This is a genomic window from Halopenitus salinus (assembly GCF_042662125.1).
In the GTDB taxonomy this organism is placed as follows: domain Archaea; phylum Halobacteriota; class Halobacteria; order Halobacteriales; family Haloferacaceae; genus Halopenitus; species Halopenitus salinus.
This window is the reverse complement of sequence record NZ_JBHSXL010000006.1, coordinates 59,243-77,614: the sequence shown is the minus strand read 5'-3', so window position 1 is coordinate 77,614 and position 18,372 is coordinate 59,243. Positions and strand designations below refer to the sequence as shown.

Annotated in this window: 17 protein-coding genes and 1 pseudogene; 15 read left to right on the top strand and 3 right to left on the bottom strand. The window is 68.2% G+C overall.

The features are described 5' to 3' along the window. Window positions 1-109: 109 nt before the first annotated feature. The 3 genes from ACFQE9_RS06545 to ACFQE9_RS06535 form a co-directional block, all read right to left on the bottom strand. On the bottom strand, window positions 110-655 hold the full coding sequence (locus tag ACFQE9_RS06545; protein WP_379742117.1) for a metallophosphoesterase: 546 nt from the start codon (window positions 653-655) through the stop codon (window positions 110-112). Window positions 656-660: 5 nt separating this feature from the next. Further along, on the bottom strand, window positions 661-5,082 hold the full coding sequence (locus ACFQE9_RS06540) for a replication factor C small subunit (RefSeq protein WP_379742114.1): 4,422 nt from the start codon (window positions 5,080-5,082) through the stop codon (window positions 661-663). 85 nt (window positions 5,083-5,167) lie between these two features. Beyond that, window positions 5,168-6,394, bottom strand: coding sequence for an inorganic phosphate transporter (locus tag ACFQE9_RS06535; RefSeq protein ID WP_379742111.1), 1,227 nt, complete (start codon window positions 6,392-6,394; stop codon window positions 5,168-5,170). A gap of 94 nt (window positions 6,395-6,488) precedes the next feature. On the opposite strand from ACFQE9_RS06535, the gene ACFQE9_RS06530 reads away from it, so the two are divergent. The 15 genes and pseudogenes from ACFQE9_RS06530 (at window position 6,489) to pfdA (ending at window position 18,350) form a co-directional block, all read left to right on the top strand. Next, window positions 6,489-7,046 carry a hypothetical protein gene (locus ACFQE9_RS06530; RefSeq protein WP_379742108.1) on the top strand — a complete coding sequence of 186 codons (558 nt, stop codon included), beginning with the start codon at window positions 6,489-6,491 and terminating at the stop codon, window positions 7,044-7,046. 57 nt (window positions 7,047-7,103) lie between these two features. Then, window positions 7,104-7,304: pseudogene (samp2, locus tag ACFQE9_RS06525) on the top strand (ubiquitin-like small modifier protein SAMP2); the annotation flags it as partial. Continuing rightward, window positions 7,278-7,802, top strand: coding sequence for a peroxiredoxin family protein (locus tag ACFQE9_RS06520; protein WP_379743048.1), 525 nt, complete (start codon window positions 7,278-7,280; stop codon window positions 7,800-7,802). The pseudogene samp2 and the gene ACFQE9_RS06520, both read left to right, overlap by 27 nt. Then, complete coding sequence (locus ACFQE9_RS06515) at window positions 7,802-8,398, top strand: GNAT family N-acetyltransferase (RefSeq protein WP_379742105.1); 597 nt, start codon at window positions 7,802-7,804, stop codon at window positions 8,396-8,398. The genes ACFQE9_RS06520 and ACFQE9_RS06515 overlap by 1 nt, the downstream gene beginning before the upstream one ends. A gap of 60 nt (window positions 8,399-8,458) precedes the next feature. Next, on the top strand, window positions 8,459-9,487 hold the full coding sequence (locus ACFQE9_RS06510; protein ID WP_379742102.1) for an LLM class flavin-dependent oxidoreductase: 1,029 nt from the start codon (window positions 8,459-8,461) through the stop codon (window positions 9,485-9,487). A 150-nt stretch (window positions 9,488-9,637) separates the two neighbouring features. After that, window positions 9,638-10,435, top strand: coding sequence for an SAM-dependent methyltransferase (locus ACFQE9_RS06505; RefSeq protein WP_379742099.1), 798 nt, complete (start codon window positions 9,638-9,640; stop codon window positions 10,433-10,435). A gap of 111 nt (window positions 10,436-10,546) precedes the next feature. Further along, the gene (gene alaS / locus ACFQE9_RS06500) at window positions 10,547-13,348 is read left to right on the top strand and encodes an alanine--tRNA ligase (protein WP_379742096.1); all 2,802 of its coding nucleotides are present in this window, start codon (window positions 10,547-10,549) and stop codon (window positions 13,346-13,348) included. 3 nt (window positions 13,349-13,351) lie between these two features. Continuing rightward, a complete protein-coding gene (locus tag ACFQE9_RS06495; RefSeq protein ID WP_379742093.1) occupies window positions 13,352-14,137 on the top strand; it encodes an alpha/beta fold hydrolase in 786 nt (261 codons plus the stop codon). 86 nt (window positions 14,138-14,223) lie between these two features. Beyond that, window positions 14,224-14,940, top strand: a complete 717-nt coding sequence (locus tag ACFQE9_RS06490; RefSeq protein WP_379742091.1) for a type 1 glutamine amidotransferase — start codon at window positions 14,224-14,226, stop codon at window positions 14,938-14,940. 118 nt (window positions 14,941-15,058) lie between these two features. Further along, window positions 15,059-16,234 (top strand): acyl-CoA dehydrogenase family protein, encoded by a 1,176-nt coding sequence (locus ACFQE9_RS06485; RefSeq protein ID WP_379742089.1) that lies wholly within the window; start codon window positions 15,059-15,061, stop codon window positions 16,232-16,234. Window positions 16,235-16,473: 239 nt separating this feature from the next. Further along, window positions 16,474-16,626, top strand: a complete 153-nt coding sequence (locus tag ACFQE9_RS06480; RefSeq protein WP_379742086.1) for a 50S ribosomal protein L39e — start codon at window positions 16,474-16,476, stop codon at window positions 16,624-16,626. 5 nt (window positions 16,627-16,631) lie between these two features. Continuing rightward, complete coding sequence (locus ACFQE9_RS06475) at window positions 16,632-16,910, top strand: 50S ribosomal protein L31e (RefSeq protein ID WP_379742083.1); 279 nt, start codon at window positions 16,632-16,634, stop codon at window positions 16,908-16,910. A gap of 6 nt (window positions 16,911-16,916) precedes the next feature. Beyond that, on the top strand, window positions 16,917-17,582 hold the full coding sequence (locus ACFQE9_RS06470; RefSeq protein ID WP_379742080.1) for a translation initiation factor IF-6: 666 nt from the start codon (window positions 16,917-16,919) through the stop codon (window positions 17,580-17,582). 127 nt (window positions 17,583-17,709) lie between these two features. Next, window positions 17,710-17,901 carry a 50S ribosomal protein L18Ae gene (gene rpl18a / locus ACFQE9_RS06465; protein ID WP_379742077.1) on the top strand — a complete coding sequence of 64 codons (192 nt, stop codon included), beginning with the start codon at window positions 17,710-17,712 and terminating at the stop codon, window positions 17,899-17,901. After that, a complete protein-coding gene (gene pfdA, locus ACFQE9_RS06460) occupies window positions 17,901-18,350 on the top strand; it encodes a prefoldin subunit alpha (RefSeq protein ID WP_379742074.1) in 450 nt (149 codons plus the stop codon). The genes rpl18a and pfdA overlap by 1 nt, the downstream gene beginning before the upstream one ends. Window positions 18,351-18,372 lie beyond the last annotated feature (22 nt).

Below are 18,372 nucleotides of genomic sequence, written 5' to 3'. Positions count from 1 at the left end.
CGTTCGGCTGGCGACCCACTTTCCCCTCACCCGATGTAGGCGCCGAACGCGTTGCCGTCGTCGACCGCGTCCCCGTTGCCGAGCGTGGTGTCGTCGATCCCCCCGGTTTTCACTCGCACTCGTCGCCCGCGGAGGGATCGATCCGGAACCGCTCGAACGTCTCGCCGCCGGGTGTCACGAGCCGTCCTCGAAGTCCGGTTTCGTCGCCCTCCTCGTCCACCGTCTCCAGCTCGGCGTGTGCGGTCCGGTTCCCGCGGGGCTGTGTGTGGCTGCCGGGGTTCACGAGCGTCACTCCGCCGGCCTCCTCGACCGTGGGACGATGGGTGTGGCCGAACACGACGGCGTCGGCGTCGCGTTCGCGGCCGAACAGCCGGAGTGCGGTCCTCCCGCCGCGGAGCGTGTGGACGACCGCGAACCGGACGCCCGCGTACTCCACCGTTCGCGTCTCCGGAAGCCGATCGCGAAGCGCCGCGTCGGCGTTGTTTCCGTGGACCGCTCGAAGCGTTCCGGCCTCCTCCGCGAACGCCTCAACCGCCGACTCGCGATGGAAGTCGCCCGCGTGGATCACCGCCTCGGCCTCCCGGACGGCGGTCAGGGTCGCTCCCGAGAGCCGGTGTCCCCCGGTGCTGTGTGTGTCCGAGACGATCGCGAGCATCGGCGTCACTCCGTCCCGTCGGGTTTGTCGGCCTCGCTCCCGTCCTCCCCGGGCAGCGAGAGCGCCGCGAGCAGCGACTCCAGTTGCACCTGCTCGTTCGCCCCCTCCGTGATCCGGTAGTCGGCCTCGCCGATCCGTTCCATCAGCCGGACGGCCTCGCGCTCCGTGAGGTCGAACTCCCAGACGGACCGGTGGAGCTGGTCGATCACGTCGCCGCCGGCCATCCCGGTCTCCGTGAGGAGTGTGTCGAGGGTCGCCCGAGCCCGAGAGAAGTCGCCCGAGAGCGCGTCCGTGACCATCGACTCGATCTCCTCGGGGCGGGCGGTCGCGGTGATCGCGTAGACGGCCTCCTCGTCGACGACGTCGCCGGTCGTCGCGGCCGCCTGCAGCGAGTTGATCGCCCGGCGCATGTCGCCGTTCGCCGCGTAGACGAGCGCGTCGACGCCCGCGTCCGTCACCTCGATGTCCTCGGCGGCGGCGATCTCGCGGACCTGGCCCGCGATCGCCTCGTCCGAGAGCGGCGAGAACCGGAAGACGGCACACCGCGACTGGATCGGGTCGATGATCTTCGAGGAGTAGTTACACGAGAGGATGAACCGCGTGTTGTCGGAGAACTGCTCCATCGTTCGCCGGAGCGCCGACTGGGCGTCGTCGGTGTTGTGCGTCAACACGCCGTTCGCGAGCATGAAGTTCGGCGTTCCTTCCATGCTGATGTTGTACGCCTTCCCGCGGTGGCTGTACTCGATGCTGTCGATCTGCACGGTTCGAACCGACTCGAGACCGCCGTCAGTGAGTACCGCAGCCTCGAACTCGTCCTTCTCGTAGTGTTCGTGATGCGGTAGTTCTCCGTCACCGACGACGATGAACGTGTACTTATCTCCGTACGTTTCGAGGAACTCCTCTACTTTCTCCGTCTGTCCCCACAGTTTGGCCACCCCTTTCACTTCGATCACCGTCTCGCCGACCACGAAGTCGGGGTGATATACTGAATCCGATAGTTCGAAGGCGGGTTCGTACTCGTATTCGATGCCGGCTTCCTGTAGTTTCTTGCCGACCTCGTATTCCCAATCGGATCGGACGAGATGACCGAGCTCCTCGCTGTGTCTGACGTTCCCACCCGTCGGTTCGTGTCCCTTCAGTGCCTCGGAGACCTTCGCTGCGATCTCGGGATCGCGCATTGGATTGTTATCCCCGGTGATATCACAGACCGGATAATCGCAGTTTTCGGCGCTTTTTTCGATGACTTCGGCCCGCTCGTCGGCATCGAGATTCCGCCACCACTCCGCAGCTGCCGCTCCGATCTTCCGCTTGGTTTCCTCGGCATCGGCATCGACGACCCACTCCTCCCAGGGCGTCCCCGACCGCATTTCGCTGATCGACTCACGGACTCGTTCGACCGTCTCCTCGTCCATGTCCCAGACGTGGGTCCCGTGGAAATCACCCCCGTAGTTCGGATTGCGTTCGCCAGCCAGCCGTCCATCGGAGAGTGCCTCGACGATCTTCTCCCGCCGCTCTTGGGACCACTCCGTCCCATGCATCGGATTGTTTTCACCGCTCATTTCCCGGCTGTGTCCCTCGTTCTTGCAGTCGATCGAGCAGAACCGTCCGGCAGTCCACGAGCCACAGACCTCACACCGAGACACCCCGATGTCGTCCTTGAAATCCGCGATCTCGTCTCCCGGGGATAGCTCCCGCAGCTCCTTCTCGACGAGTCTCCCGTCCTCGCCGACCACGAAGAACGGATGGGTCGGGCTCGCGAGGAACGTCCGCCCGTCATCCAGTTCAATCTCGAAGAAGTCCGCGATCCCGGAGTCAACGAGACGGCCGGCGTCCGACTGGATCTCGTTCGTCTCGAAGTCAACCGATGGGATCGGCTCGCCGTCCGTGCTCACCTCCTCTATCGGCTTCACCTTCGGTTTCGATGGGTATCCCGTTACCACCTCGGTCCCCGGCGGAACGCACAGCGAGTCGGCCTCGTCGAGAAAGATGAGCCGGTAGTCGTAGCCCCCGAAGGACGACCGTGCGAAGTTCTTGATCCGATCGCGAACCACGTCGATCCCGCGCTGATCGGAGGCGTTGAGCTCGAGGAAGTTCCCGCGCCAGTCGTCGCCGTAGATCTCGCGGGCGATCGCCGTGGCCGAGGTGGTGTTGTGCATCACCGTTGGGACGTTTCCGGCGACGTAGTTTCGCGTCCCGGGCACCGTCAAGTCGTAGACCCGCTCGTCGGTTTCGATCCGTTCCACGGATTCGACGCGGTCGTAATACAGATCGGCGTCGGCGATCGCGGTCGCCTCATTGAGCAGCTCGATCGTCTCGACCGACAGTCGATCCAGCGCCACCTCACGAAGCCGTTCAGCCACGGTTTCGAACCGCGCCACCGTTCCCGCGTGATCGTCGGCTTCCAGCAGATTCGCGAGATCCGCCGGCTCGAACGCGAGTCCCTCCGCGATCTCCACGTTTGAGGCGCCGATCAGGTCACGGCAGGTCCGCAACTCGGTCTGGACCGCCTCGAGCGCCGCGTTCTCGATCGGTCGGTCGAGTTCCTCGAGAACCTGCAGGGCGCGCGTCGCGTACGGGGTCCGCCGCCCGTCGCTGTATTCGAGGAGTCGATCGGATCGCACGCCGGTCGATTCGGCGATCGCCGACCGCGTCTCGATCGGCTCGAGGTCGCTTCGTTTCTCGATCCACGCCGCCGGGAGGCTCGTCGTCCCCGTCACCATCGGCTCCAATCGGTCGAGCCGCTCCAGTGCCCGTTGTACCTCCTCGATCCGATCGGCCGCGGCCGAGACGACGTCGTCCAGGACTGCACAGTACCGTTCCCTTCCGGGCGTCTCCGGATTCAGCGATTTCGGGAGGTGGTCGGTGACCGGAATGTCGAGTCGGCCACAGAGTTCCCGGAGCACCGTCTGTGCCGGGATCGTGTCGTGGTTCGGGTTGGCGTCCTTCGCGGCGTGTTCGTGAAGCCGATCGGCCTTGTACCCGATCGAGAAGCCGACCCGGTCGGCGAACGTCTCGAGCGCACTCGCGCCGGAGAGATATATCGCGTGGTAGGTTCGCTCGATCCCGGTCCCGTTCGTTGCCGCCTTCTCTAACGTCTTTCGCCGGCACGGGATCTCGAACGTCGAAAGCAGGTAGGAGACGAGCGTGATGTGGTCCGGATTTCGTTGGATGAGTTCGATGGTCCCTTCTGCTCCGACGTGAGCCTCGGCGTCGAAGACCGCACGGAGGAACGCGGCTCGTGGGGCGTCGTCCGCCGAGACGATCGCGGAGCCGATCGCCGTCTCCTCGTCGCCCGATGCGCTCGCAAAGACGTCGAAAACCGACTCGAGATAGTGGGTGAGCGTCCGTGACCCGATGCGAACGTATGGAACCCCGTGTTGGCACCCACGCTCCGTGTCGACCTCGAAGACCGTTCGTGCCGCCGATTCGAACGCCTCGAGGAGTCCCTCGTCGGTGTTGTAGAACTTGATCCGTCCGTCGTCGATCCTCGCCTCGCTGATCGCGAGTCCCAGGAACCGCGCGAGTTCAGGCGTCACGGTCGTCGGTGGCGTGATCGACCGCGACCGGTGGCCGACGGCGTTGACGTATTCGATCGTTTGCGCCGCGGGAACCCACTCGTTCGGCCGCAGATCACACGCGCGAAGCTCGGAGAGCGGTATCGAATTCACCCCCGATCCGGTCGCCCACTCGGCATCGAGCATCGAGACGCGGTCCGGAAGCGACTCCCACGCGAGCGTGACTTCGGTGCGGTCCGGGTCCATCTCCTCGAACCAACGGAGCGACGATCCCGACTCCGCCCCCGGGGGTGCGGGCGATTCCGGCGTCGGGACCGATAGCGGTCGAGCGACCCGATCGCCGGCCTCGGTGTCGGCTGCCGGAACCCACTCGAACCCGTCTTTGGTGATGACGCGGAGCTTGTGTTCCGGGGTCACCCGGAACTCGCCCCCGTCTCGCGTGCGGATCGTGACGAGTTCGTTCGCCTCCTTCGCGAAGACGTCCGAGGGGGAGACGTACTCGAAGTCGTTTTGCTCCGTCAGCGTGGCCACCTCGAGGTCGCGTTGCGGCGTCGAGAATCCGTCGATGTCGCCGACCACGTCCTCGATGCGCCTGATGCCGTCGCCCGTCAACACCGGCGTGTCGCCCGTGACGCACTTCCCGACGCCGGCAGGCCCGGAGAAGAGCAGGTGCGGCAGGTCGTCCTGTGCGATGTAGCTCTCGAGCCGCTCGACGATCTCCTCTTGTCCGTGGATCTCCCGGAGGGTCTGGGGCCGGTACTTCTCGATCCAGATCTCCCGGCCGGTCGCGGTCGCGGCCGTCGTCTCGGGGTCGTCGACGTCGGCTTCGGATCCCTCGGCGTCGACGTCCGCCTCCGGCTCTCGATCCGACGCTTCCCCGTCGGGGTCGGCCGGCTGTTCGGGGTCGCTCATACGTCGACCACCGTTCGGCGGGGTCATAAACGAACCGAGACGCCGACTCGCTTCGATGCGCCCGTGCCGTTCACGGCGGTCGGCCTCAGACCGGCCACACGCCGCCGAACAGGAGGCTGAACGTCAGGAACGACCCGACGGTCGCGAGGATCGGAACGAGGTTCTGCACCAGGATCACCCGGATCGAGGTGCGCGGATCGAACAGCTCCACGGCCGCCGGGACGTCCGCGGGGTCGGCGTCGCCGATCGCTTCGGGCGCGGATCGCTCCGTCTCCCTCGTCGGGTCGCCGACGGTCGGCGGGTCGTCGTCCGCACGCAGCGCGCCGACGGAGACGCTCGGGGACGTCTCGCCGGCGACCGCCTCGGCGACGGTGAACGTCCGGCTCGCGCGTCCCCAGCCGAGCCCGACGATGGACGTCGTCGCGATCACGACGAAGCTGGCCGGGACTCCCATCGCCGAGAGCCCGACGACGATCGTCGAGCTGATGACGGCCACCACGAGCGCGGCGGTCAACGGGAGGTCAGTGATGTCGTTTCCGAGCGTGTCCATCGTCCGTCTGGCGATCGTGAACGCGCCGACCGCGACGGCCGCGGAGCCGATCAGGATCCCCGGCGTCATGTCGATGGCCCCGCTGCCGACGAGCGGCGCGATGGCGTTCGCGATGTTGCTCGTTCCCGAGCTGAACGCCATCAGACACCCGATCGCGACGACCGCGGCGCTGCCCGCGATCTCGCGGCGCGTCGTGTCGGGTCCGGGAACTGGACGCGGCAGGCGCCCGCTCCGGTCGATCCGGACGAGCGGTCCCGCGGACCCGTCGATCGCGATCGCGTGCTCGATGCGAGCGTAGAAGTACCGACCCACGACCACCGAGAGCCAGAACCCGGCCACCGGCGAGACGATCCACCACAGCAGGATCTCGCCGACGACCGCCCAGTCGAGCTGCTCGGCGGCCAGCCCGAGCCCGGCGATCGCCCCGACCGCGGTCATCGAGGTCGAGGCGGGGGTGCCCGAGAGGTTCCCGAGGAACAGCGCGCCGCCGATGAAGGCCAACACGAGGATGCTCGCCTCGGGGGTGAACACGCCCGGCTCTCGAAGCAGGTCCGTCCCGAGCGTCTCGACGACTCGCCGGCCGATGGTGAACGCCCCGGCGAAGAAACAGACGCTCATCAACGCGCCCGCGGCCACCTTCCCGATCACGCCGGCGCCGACGGCCGGACCGAACGCGGGACCGGTGGTCGATCCCCCCACGTTGTACGCGACGAAACTGGCGATGACGACGCCCGCGACGAGCAACGGATCGGTCGCGATCACGGCTCGATCGGAGGGAGGCGACGATCGAATATAAACGCCGCCGTCTCCCGGTACGGCGAAAGCGTTTGGTCGATCCGCGCCCTACCGCCGCCCGATGCGACTGCGCGGCCGACAGACCCAGTTCTACATCGACATCGTCTACGGCGTCGCCTTCCTCGCGGGGTTCGGCTACCTGATGATCGCCGGGATGGACGCCCGCGTGGCGGCCTTCTCCGGCGGGCTCGTCCTCGGGTACGTGCTTCGCGTCTGGGAGAACATGACCGTCTACGAGCGCGTCCTCGAGGAGCAGGTGGCCGAGAAGGCCGAGGATCGCGTCGCAGTCGAGGCGGAAGAGCAGGTGGCGGCGGAAGCCGAAGAGCAGGTGGCGGCGGAAGCCGAAGAGCAAGTCGCCGCAGAGGCGGAGGAACGGGTCGCGGCCGAGGCGGAAGAGCAGGTCGCAGAGCGGGCCGAGGATCGCGTCGCCGAGGAGGTGGACGACAGGGTGGCCCGGGAACTCGAGGACCAGGTCGCGGACGAGGTGGAGACACGGGTGGCCGAGGAGGTCGAAAGCCGCGTGCAACGCGACGTCGAGTCGGAACTCATCGACCGGGTGAGCGAGATCGACGAGGATCTCGCGGCCGAGCTGGCCGACCGGCTTCGCTCGGAGTCGTGAGGTCGCCCGCGCGTGTCGAACCGATCGCTTCAACCCGATCAGGCCCCAAACCCGAGCATGAACGTCACCGTCGAGGTCGTCGGCGAGGGGAGTCGCGATCTCTCGTGTGGCCCCGAGGACACCTACGGCGACCTGATCCGCGCCGTCGGATACAGCCCCCAGGAGGCCTCCGCCCTCGTCGACGGGTCCCCGGTCCCCGAGGATCGGACCGTGGATTCCGACTCCGTTACGGTGCTTCGGCTGATCAAGGGCGGGTCGGACGGTCGGTCCGATCTCGGCGTTCCAGGGGACGTCGACTTCGCGGGCGCGAACGTCGGGGCGGGTCCCGACCCCTTCGTGTTGTCCGAGGCCGACGCCGACCTCGCCGCCCTGTTCTTCCACCGGGACCACCTCTGTGGCAACTGCCGAACGCAGGTCAAGACCGTCGTCGCTCGCCACGACGACTTCGAGAACGCCGGCGTCGAACCCGTGTCGATCCTTCCGGAGCCCCGCGATCGCGCCGCCGAGTGGGTCGCGGAATACGACGTTCCCTACCCCTTCGTCGCCGACCCCGACGCCGAGATCGCCAGCCAGTACGGTCAGCGGCGGCGGTTCGGACCCATCGGCCGCCGGGTCGATCTGATCGGTCGGATGCCAGAGGTCGTCCTCGTCGACCTGCGCCGGGACCCCGAGGTCCTGTGGCGATACGCCGGCGACCACCCCGGCGACAGGCCCGGGATCGAGGCGATCCTCGAGGAGGCCGCGAAGTTCACGTGATGACGGGGGAGGACGACCCGCGATCGCCGGACGCTCCGGCATCGGAGGCACCATCGCCGGACGCTTCGACACCGGAGGCACTATCCTCGATCGACTCCGACGATCCTCCCTCCGGCATCACGACCCGGCCCGCCGATGCGGACGAGTACGTGGACGTGATGCGGATCCTCGAGGGGGCGCTGCTCGACGTCGACGCCGACGAGGTTCGCGAGCGGATCGAGGCCGAGGACGTCCTGGCCGCCGTCGAGACGGCCGACTCGGCCGTGGGTGGTTCGGACGCCGCTCCCGTGATCGCCGCGATGGTGCTCGTCCCGCGGCACGCCGGGGTTCATATCGAAGCCATCGCCGTGAATCGCTCCCGTCGCGGACGCGGGATCGGATCGGCGCTCGTCCGGGCGGGGATCCGCCACGCCGCGGGCCGCGGTTTCGATCGGGTCGTCGCGGAATTCGATCCAGATCTGCGGGAATTCTACGCGGGCATGGGGTTCTCGATCGGGGCGAACGATCGCTCCCCCGACGACGACCGCTCCGACGATCGGCTGTTGGGGGAGCTTGCCCTCGAGTCGGCATCGAACGATCGGTCCTCGTCCAGGTAGCCGGCGGATCCGGACGTTCCGGAGCCGAACCGTTTTCTCCGGGGGACTCCGAATCCGAGCATGAAGCTCTCCGCCGTCGATCTCTCCCCGGTCCCCGACGACGGGACCGCCGCCGACGCGTACGCGAACACTGTCGAGGCCGCACGCCAGGCCGAGCGGCTCGGCTACGAGCGCTTCTGGGTGGCCGAACACCACGGCATGGCCGACACGCTCGCGGGAACCACGCCGGAGGTGTTGCTCGGCCACCTCGCCGCCCGGACCGACTCGATACGGCTCGGCTCGGGCGCCGTCCTGCTCAACCACTACAGCCCGTTCAAGGTCGCAGAGCAGTTCGGCGCGCTGGACGCGCTCGCGCCGGGGCGGATCGACGCGGGATTGGGACGCGCGAACGGATCGCCCGCCGCCGATCGGGCGCTCGGGACGGACAGGCACGTCCGAAATCCCGACGAGGACCACGCGGAGCGGATCGAGGCGGTCCTCTCCCATCTCTACGACGAGTATCCGGACGACCACGCCTACGCGGATCTGGAGATCCCCCGCTCGGAGGACGGTCCGGCCGTCCCGTGGGTGCTCGGGTCGAGCCCGTCGAGCGCGGCCATCGCCGGGGAGCTCGGGCTGCGTTTCTGTTTCGCCGCGTTCATCCGCCCGCAGTTCGCCGTCCCCGCCTTCGAGGAGTACCGGGAGCGCTTCGAGCCTTCCCGGTTGGGGGGCGGCGTCGACGAGCCGGAGGGGATGGTCGCTTTGAACGCCGTCTGTGCGGAGACCGACGCGGCGGCCGCCCGGCTCCGATCCGTCGCGGAGGCGTCCTACAGGCGGATGCAACGTGGCGAGGTCGGCACCCGACCCGCCATCGAGGAGGCGATCGACGAGATCGGCGGCGTCCCCGACCCGACGCCCGCCACCCTCGATCCCGACGAGTGGCCACGGGCGATCTCCGGCAGTCCGGAGACGATCGAGGGGCTGCTCGACCAGCTCGCCGACCGCGTCGGCGTCGACGAGGTCATGATCCAGCACGTCCTCGGCGACCACGAGGACGCGCTCCGCTCGCACGAGCTGTTGGCGGACGCCGTCGGTCTCTCCGCCCGATGACGTGTGGCGGCCGTTCCGACCGGATGACTCCCGGTCCCGTCCGGCGCCATCCGACGTGCCTTTCCGGGTCCGCGACGTTTCGATCGACATGAACACGGATTCGTCCGCGATCTCCGGGGGAGACGTCGATCGAGGGCCGGTGAAGTACGCATGACGCGCAAGGACATGTACTACAACCGCTCCAAACAGGAGGGGTACCGGAGCCGGGCCGCCTACAAGCTCCGGCAGCTCGACGAGACGGCATCGCTTTTCGACCGCGACGACACGGTCGTCGACCTGGGCGCCGCGCCGGGCGGCTGGCTGCAGATCGCCGCCGAGCGCGTCGGGGCCGGGGGAACGGTTGTCGGAGTCGACCTCCAGCGCATCCGCGATCTCGACGCCGAGGACGACTGGGGCGACGGCGACGTCGCGACCGTCGAGACGATCCGCGGAGACATGACCGAGGAGAAGACGACGGACCGGCTGCGGGAGACGATCGGCGAGCGCGGCGCGGACGTGGTGATCTCCGATATGGCCCCCAACATGACCGGCGAGTACGGCCTCGACCACGCCCGCTCGGTCCACCTCGCCCGCCAGGCGTTCGAGGTCGCGCTCGACCTCCTCGCGCCCGGCGGCGACCTGGTCGTCAAGGTGTTCCAGGGTAAGGACCTCGCCGATCTCGAGTCGGACATCGAGGCCGAGTTCGAGTACGTTCGGACGGTCTCGCCGCGGGCCTCCCGCGACTCCTCCTCGGAGGTGTACCTCGTCGCGAAGGGTCGGCTCACCGCGCCCGTCTCCGAGGGGGATCGGCTCACGGTGGAGATCGTCGGTTCCGGCGAGGAGGGCGACGGGATCGCCAAACGCGACGGCTACACGATCTTCGTTCCCGGGGCCTCCGAGGGCGAGACCGTCGAGGTCGTCGTCGACGATCTCAAGCCGAAGTTCGGGTTCGCCGAACGCGTCGACTGAGCCGTCCCGACGGCGTCGACCGAAACCCCGAAAAACGCGCAACTGCGTCGGATCGACGGCGAGCGGCCGACCCCGGAACCCTTTTGGCCAAACGTCGGCCACACAACGGTAATGAGTGCGCTCGAGGACGAATATCGTCTCGATTACTTCGAGGAGGAGGGCTTTCACCGCCGCGAGTGTTCCTCCTGTGGCGTCCACTTCTGGACGCGCGACGACGACCGGGAACTGTGCGGCGAACCGCCCTGTGAGGACTACAGCTTCATCGGCGATCCGGGCTTCGACGAGCCGTACACGCTCGAGGAGATGCGCGAGGCGTTCCTCTCGTTCTTCGAGGGTCACGACCACGAGCGCATCGACCCCTATCCCGTCGCGGCGAACCGCTGGCGCGACGACGTCCTGTTGACCCAGGCGTCCATCTACGACTTCCAGCCGCTCGTCACCTCCGGGGAGACGCCGCCGCCGGCGAACCCCCTCGCCATCTCCCAGCCGTGCATCCGGATGCAGGACATCGACAACGTCGGCAAGACCGGCCGGCACACGATGGCCTTCGAGATGATGGCTCACCACGCCTTCAACGTCCGCGAGGACGCCGACGACGAGTACGCCTACGAGGGCGAGGTCTACTGGAAGGACGAGACGGTCGCCTACTGCGACGAGTTCTTCGAGTCGCTGGGCGCGAACCTCGAGGAGATCACCTACATCGAGGACCCGTGGGTCGGCGGCGGCAACGCCGGCCCCGCCATCGAGGTCATCTACCGCGGCGCCGAGCTCGCCACGCTCGTCTTCATGTGCATGGAACAGGACCCCGAGGGCGACTACGAGCTGAAGGACGGGAACACCTACTCCTTCATGGACACCTACATCGTCGACACGGGCTACGGGCTCGAGCGGTGGACCTGGATGAGCCAGGGCACGCCCACCGTCTACGAGGCGATCTACCCCGACGCGATCGAGTTCCTGAAGGACAACGCCGGCATCGAGCACACGGAGGAGGAACGCGAGATCATCAACCGTGCGGCGACGCTCGCGGGCCGGCTCGACATCGACGACGTGGAGGACGTCGAGGACGCCCGCGGCGACATCGCCGAGAAGCTCGACGTCGACGTCGAGGAGCTTCGTGCCCTCCTCGAGCCGCTCGAGTCGATCTACGCGATCGCCGACCACTCGCGGACGCTCGCGTACATGCTCGGCGACGGCATCGTCCCCTCGAACGTCTCGACAGGGTACCTCGCGCGGATGGTCCTCCGGCGGACGAAGCGGCTCGTCGACGACGTCGGCGTGGACGCGCCGCTCGACGAGCTCGTCGACATGCAGGCCGAGCGCCTCGGCTACGAGAACCGCGATACGATCCGCGACATCGTCCGAACCGAGGAGCGCAAGTACCGACGGACGCTGGAGCGCGGCACCCGGAAGGTCGAACAGATCGCCGACGAGTACGCGGGAGCTGACGAGCCCATCCCGACGGAGACGCTCATCGAGCTGTACGACTCACACGGCATCCAGCCCGACACCGTCGCCCAGATCGCCGCCGATCGGGGAGCCACCGTCGACGTTCCCGACGACTTCTACGGGCTCGTGGCCGACCGACACGAGGAGGCCGGCGAGAAGACGGCCGCCGAGCGCGACGACCGGCTCGCGGACCTCCCGGAGACCGAGGAGCTGTTCTACGACGACCAGGAGCGCATGGAGTTCGAGGCGGTCGTCCTCGACGTCCTCGAGGTCGACGCGACGGATGATGGAGACGACGGGGAGCCGGCATACGACGTGGTCCTCGACCAGACGATGTTCTACCCGGAGGGCGGCGGCCAGCCGGCCGATCGCGGGACCCTCACCGCCGGCGAGACGACCGTCGAGGTCACCGACGTCCAGAAGGTGGACGGGGTGGTCCTCCACCGCACCGACGGGGACCCGGGGAAAGGCGAGTTCGTCCGCGGCCAGGTCGACGGCGAACGTCGCCGGCAACTGATGCGCCACCACACCGCGACCCACCTGATCGGCCACGCCGCCCGCGAGGTGCTCGGCGACCACGTCCGGCAGGCCGGCGCCCAGAAGGGGCTCGACTCCTCGCGGCTCGACGTCCGCCACTACGAACGGATCACCCGCGAGGAGGTGAAGGCGATAGAGCGCGTCGCCAACGACCTCGTGATGGACAACGTCGCCGTCCGCCAGGAGTGGCCCCACCGCCACGAGGCCGAGGCCGAACACGGCTTCGACCTCTACCAGGGCGGGGTTCCGCCGGGAACGAACGTCCGGCTGATCCACGTCGGAGACGCCGACGTCCAGGCGTGTGCCGGGACGCACGTGAGCCGGACCGGCGACGTCGGGGCGGTGAAGGTGCTCAAGACCGAGCCCGTCCAGGACGGCGTCGAGCGGATCGTCTTCGCCGCCGGCACCGCCGCGATCGAGGGGACCCAGCGGACCGAGGACGCGCTGTACGACGCCGCCGACGTCCTCGACGTGGATCCCCTCGACGTCCCGGGGACGGCGGAGCGGTTCTTCGAGGAGTGGAAGGACCGCGGCAAGGAGATCGAGCGGCTCAAAACGGAGCTCGCGGAGGCGAGAGCCAGCTCCGGCGACGCCCTCGAGGAGGTCGACCTCGACGGCGACGCCGTTGTCATCCAGCGGCTCGACGCGGACTCCGACGAGCTGCGGGCGGCGGCGAACGCCCTCGTCGAGGAGGGCAAGGTCGCGGTCATCGGCTCCGGCGCCGGCGGCTCCGCACAGTTCGTCGTCGGCGTTCCGGACGACGTCGGCGTGAACGCCGGGGAGGTCGTCAGCCGGCTCGCGAGCCGCGTCGGCGGCGGCGGCGGCGGTCCGCCCGACTTCGCCCAGGGCGGCGGCCCGGACGTCGACGCGCTCGACGACGCGCTCGCCGAGGCCGCCGAAACGGTGCGGTCGATCAAGCGGGCGTAGACCGTGGCCCGCGCGGAGAACGGTCCGGTCTCGATCCGATACGAGCGCGACGGGTCGGGCCCCGCGGTGCTGTTCGTCGGCGACGTCGGCCTCGGCGCCTGGCAGTTCGGCTGGCAGCACGCCGCGGTCGCCGGTCCCTATGCCGCCATCACCCCGGAGATTCGCGGGATCGGCCGGTCGGACGCGCCGTCCGGACCCTACCGCGTCGACGACCTCGTCGCCGACCTCGAGGCGGTCCTCGCCGCGGAGGGGCGTCGCCGCGTCCACCTCGTCGGATACGGATTTGGCGGCATGCTCGCGCTCGCCTACGCGCTCTCGTCCTCGCGTCCGAGGAGCCTGACGCTTTTCGGAACGCCCCCCGCGGGCGACGCCTACAACCCCGACTCCCTGTGGGCCGACCCGAACGATCCGGCCGCCGTCGAGGCGTCGGTGAACGCGCTCCTCTCGTCGGACTTTCGGGAGTCCCACCCCGACGTCGCGTCCCGGATCGTCGACTGGCGGGTTCGCGAGGACGCCGCGAGGGGGCCGTTCGAGGCACAGAAAGCGGCGCTCTCCGCGTTCGACGTCGGGGATCGGCTTCACGAACTCACGACGCCGACGCTCGTGATCCACGGCGGCGAGGACGCGATCTGTCCGGCTCACTACGGACGGTCGCTCGCCGAGGGGTTGCCCCGCGGCGAGTTCCGCGCCGTTGAGGATGCAGGTCACCTCGTCGGCGTCGAAGCGTCCGCGACAGTAAACGACGAGCTGGTCGGCTGGCTCGCGGAACACGCGGATCGGGACCGCTGATCTTGGCGGCGTTCCTCCCGTGTCGGACGCCGGCAGCGTTCGGGACGGACACAACCGTTTTGAGGCTGTGACGACTGGATCCGACAATGACGCGACTTCGATTTGCGCTGCTCAACGCGGCTCACGACGCCGCACACAACCGGCGCAACTTCCGCCGGGAGCTCGATGCCGACCTCGTCGAGTTCCGGGCCACGGAGGGCGAGCTGCCCGACCACCACGAGTACGACGCGATCGTCATCACCGGCTCGCGATCGTCGGTCTACTGGGACGAGGAGTGGATCCCGCCGCTCGTCGAGTACGTCTCGGAGGCGGTCGATCGCGGCGTTCCCGCGCTCGGCATCTGTTACGGCCATCAGGTGCTCGCGGAGGCGCTCGACGGCCGCGTCGCCGGCATGGACGACTTCGAGCTGGGCTACGCGGAGATCGACCACCACGGCGACGAGATCTTCGAGGGGGTCGACGGGACGTTCACCGCCTTCGCCTCCCACGGCGACGCCGTCGTGGAGCTGCCGCCGGAGGCCGAGCTGCTGGCCGAGAACGAATACGGCGTCCACGCCTTCCGGTGCGGCCACAGTTGGGGCCTCCAGTTCCACCCCGAATACGACGTCGAGACGGCGAGACACGTCGCCGACGGAAAGCGTGACCGGCTCGGCGACGCGCGGGTCGACGACGTTCTCGCCGGCATCTCCCCGGAGGCCCACGAGGCGGCCTGCGAGGCCAAACAGGTCTTCGAGAACTTCACGTCGTACGTTCGCGACCGGGTCGCGGACGCCGACCCCGCGACGGCGCCGGCGGACGACTGATCGGCGTCCAGTCGTCCGTTCTCTCTTCCCCGCCTTCGTTTCCCGTTCGATCTTCGGTCCCGTCGTTCGTGTGACCGGTTTGCAAACACCTTTTGACGTCCTCCGTCGACGTTCCGTCATGCTCGATTACGTGGGGCTCGAGGCGGACCTCGACCGGGAGGAGCGGATGATACGCGACACGGCCCGTCGGTTCGTCGACGAACAGGTACGTCCGGACGTCGGCGAGCACTTCGAGAACGGGACGTTCCCGACGGAGTTGATCCCCGAGATGGGCGATCTCGGGTTCTACGCGCCCAACTTGGACGGGTACGGCCTTCCGAACGTCTCCGAGACGGCCTACGGGCTGTTGATGCAGGAGCTCGAGGCGGGCGACTCCGGGCTGCGCTCGATGGCGAGCGTGCAGGGCGCGCTCGTGATGTATCCGATCCACGCGTTCGGCAGCGAGGCGCAAAAGGACGAGTGGCTCCCCGAGCTCGCCACCGGCGAGGCCGTCGGCTGCTTCGGATTGACCGAGCCCGAACACGGGTCGGACCCCGCCGCGATGGAGACCCGCGCGGTTCGGGACGGCGACGAGTACGTCCTCAACGGCTCGAAGACGTGGATCACGAACTCGCCCATCGCCGACGTCGCCGTCGTCTGGGCGCGCGATCGCTCGGCGGCGGACGACGGCGAGACGGGCCCCGTTCGCGGGTTCCTCGTCGAGACCGACCGCGACGGCGTGACCACGAACGAGATCGAGGAGAAGCTGTCGCTTCGGGCGTCGATCACCGGCGAGATCGGCCTCCAGGACGTTCGGGTGCCCGACTCGAACGTGCTCCCCGGCGTCGAGGGAATGAAGGGACCGCTGTCGTGTCTCACGCAGGCGCGCTACGGGATCGCGTGGGGGGCCGTCGGCGCGGCCCGCGACTGCTTCGAGACGGCCCGCGAGTACGCCGGCGACCGCGAGCAGTTCGGCGGGCCGATCGCCCGCTTCCAGCTCCAACAGGGGAAGCTCGCGGAGATGGCCACCCAGATCACCACGAGCCAGCTTCTGGCCCACCGGCTCGCCGAGTTGAAGGAGCGCGGCGAGTTGCGCCCCCAGCAGGTCTCGATGGCCAAACGCAACAACGTCCGGATGGCCCGCGACCAGTCGCGGGTCGCCCGCGAGATCCTCGGCGGCAACGGGATCACGACCGACTACCCCCCGATGCGCCACATGGCCAACATGGAGACCGTCTACACCTACGAGGGGACCCACGACATCCACACCCTGATCCTCGGGGAGGACCTCACGGGGGTGGCCGCCTACGAGTGAGCCGCGGTTGGGCTCTCTCGTCGCTTCCGGGGTGAGCCTCCCCCGGGCTCTCTCGTCGCGTCCGGAGGAGCCGCGGTCGCGCTCGCTCGTCGCTTCCGGGTGAGCCGCCGTCCGGTTCGCTCGTCGATCACGAGCGATCGTCCGTCGAACTCGATCGGCGCACGACCCGGGGCGGCGATCCGTCCGATCGGGCCCATATGGAAGGGGTTTTAAGCGCTCCGTGGGAACAACGGGCCACTATGGGCGAGAAATCGAAGGCCAAGAAGAAGCGTCTGGCCAAAGCCGAGCGCCAGAACCAGCGCGTGCCGTCCTGGGTCATGATGAAGACGGACATGAACGTCACCCGCAATCCCAAGCGGCGTAATTGGCGGCGAAGCGACCTCGACGAGTAGGACCGATGAGCACAAGCGACTTCGAGGAACGGGTCGTCACCGTTCCGCTCGGCGGTCTCTCGGACAAGCCGGTCCAAAAGCGTGCGGACTACGCGATGCGGACGGTTCGATCACACCTCGCACAGCACTTCTCGGTCGAGGAGGACGCCGTCCGGCTCGACCCGGACATCAACGAGGCGGTCTGGGCGCAGGGGCGCCAGAACCCGCCCAGTTCCCTCCGCGTCCGCGCGGCCCGGTTCGTCGAGGACGAGGAACCGATCGTCGAAGCCGAACACGCGGAGTAACCGCGCGTGCTACGGGCGTCCTTCGTCGGTTCGTCGTACGTCGGCGTGTTCGCGCGGGTCGCGAACGACGTCCTGTTGGTGCGGCCGGACATCGACGACGACCTCCAGTCGGCGCTCGGCGCGGAGCTCGACGCGGAGGTCGTTCCCACGACGGTCGGCGGCTCGAACACCGTCGGCGCGCTGGCGACCGGCAACGAGTGCGGCATCGTCGTCTCGCCGCGGGCCACCGAACGCGAGAAGCGGCGCATCGAGGAGGCCGCGGACCGCGAGGTCCGCGAGCTTCCCGGAACGATCAACGCCGCCGGCAACGTCATCCTGACGAACGATTACGGCGCGTACGTTCACCCCGACCTCGACCGAGAGGCCGTCCGGGCGATCCGCGAGACCCTGGAGGTCCCGGTCGAACGCGGCGATCTGGGCGACGTCAGGACGGTCGGAACGGCGGCGGTGGCGAACGACGTTGGCGCGCTCTGTCACCCGAAGTCCCGCGAGGAGGAACTCGAGGCGATCGAGGAGCACCTCGACGTCCACGCCGACCTCGGGACGATCAACTACGGCGGTCCCCTCGTCGGTTCCGGACTGATCGCCAACGACGAGGGCTACGTCGTCGGCGAGGACACCACCGGGCCCGAGCTCGGGCGCATCGAGGACGCGCTCGGGTTCATCGAGTAGCCCGTTCGTTTCCGCCGCGACCCGACTCTCCCGGCTCCGATTCCGTCCGTTTTTGTCCGTTTTCGTCCCCTCCCGTTCCGGTTCCCGTTTAGGAAGATACTTCCCTGTCGCTTCCCGATTCCCCTCCATGAGTCACTTTACGGCGAGCGGACGGTTCAAGACGCGCCACGGGTTCCAGGAGTTCACCAAGACCATCGAGGCCCCCAACGAGGACGTCGCCCGCGAGCACGTCTTCTCGCAGGTCGGCAGCCAGCACGGCGTCAAGCGGGCCGAGATGGAGCTCGACGAGCTGACCGAGGCCGACGGGGTGGAAGCATGATGGGCGGCGGTCAACAGCAGCTCCAGCAGCTCTCCCAGGAGCTGCAGGCGATAGAGGAGGAGATCACCGCTCTCGAGGCCGAGATCGAGGGGTTCGAGCAGGAGCAGCGCGAGATCGACGAGGCGATCGAGGCGATCGAGACCCTCGAGACCGGCTCGACGGTTCAGGTCCCCCTCGGCGGCGGCGCCTACCTCCGCGCGGAGGTTCAAGACATCGACGAGGTCGTCGTCTCCCTCGGCGGCGACTACGCCGCAGAGCAGCCGCAGGACGACGCGGTCTCCGCGCTCGAGACGAAGCGGGACGCGCTCGACGACCGCATCGAGGAGACCGAGGCGGAACTCGACGAGCTGCAAGAAGAAAGCAGCGAGCTCGAACAGCAGGCCCAACAGATGCAACAGCAGATGCAGCAACAGCAGATGCAGCAGATGCAACAGCAGGACGACGAGTAGGTCGGAATTCGAACCTCGATGA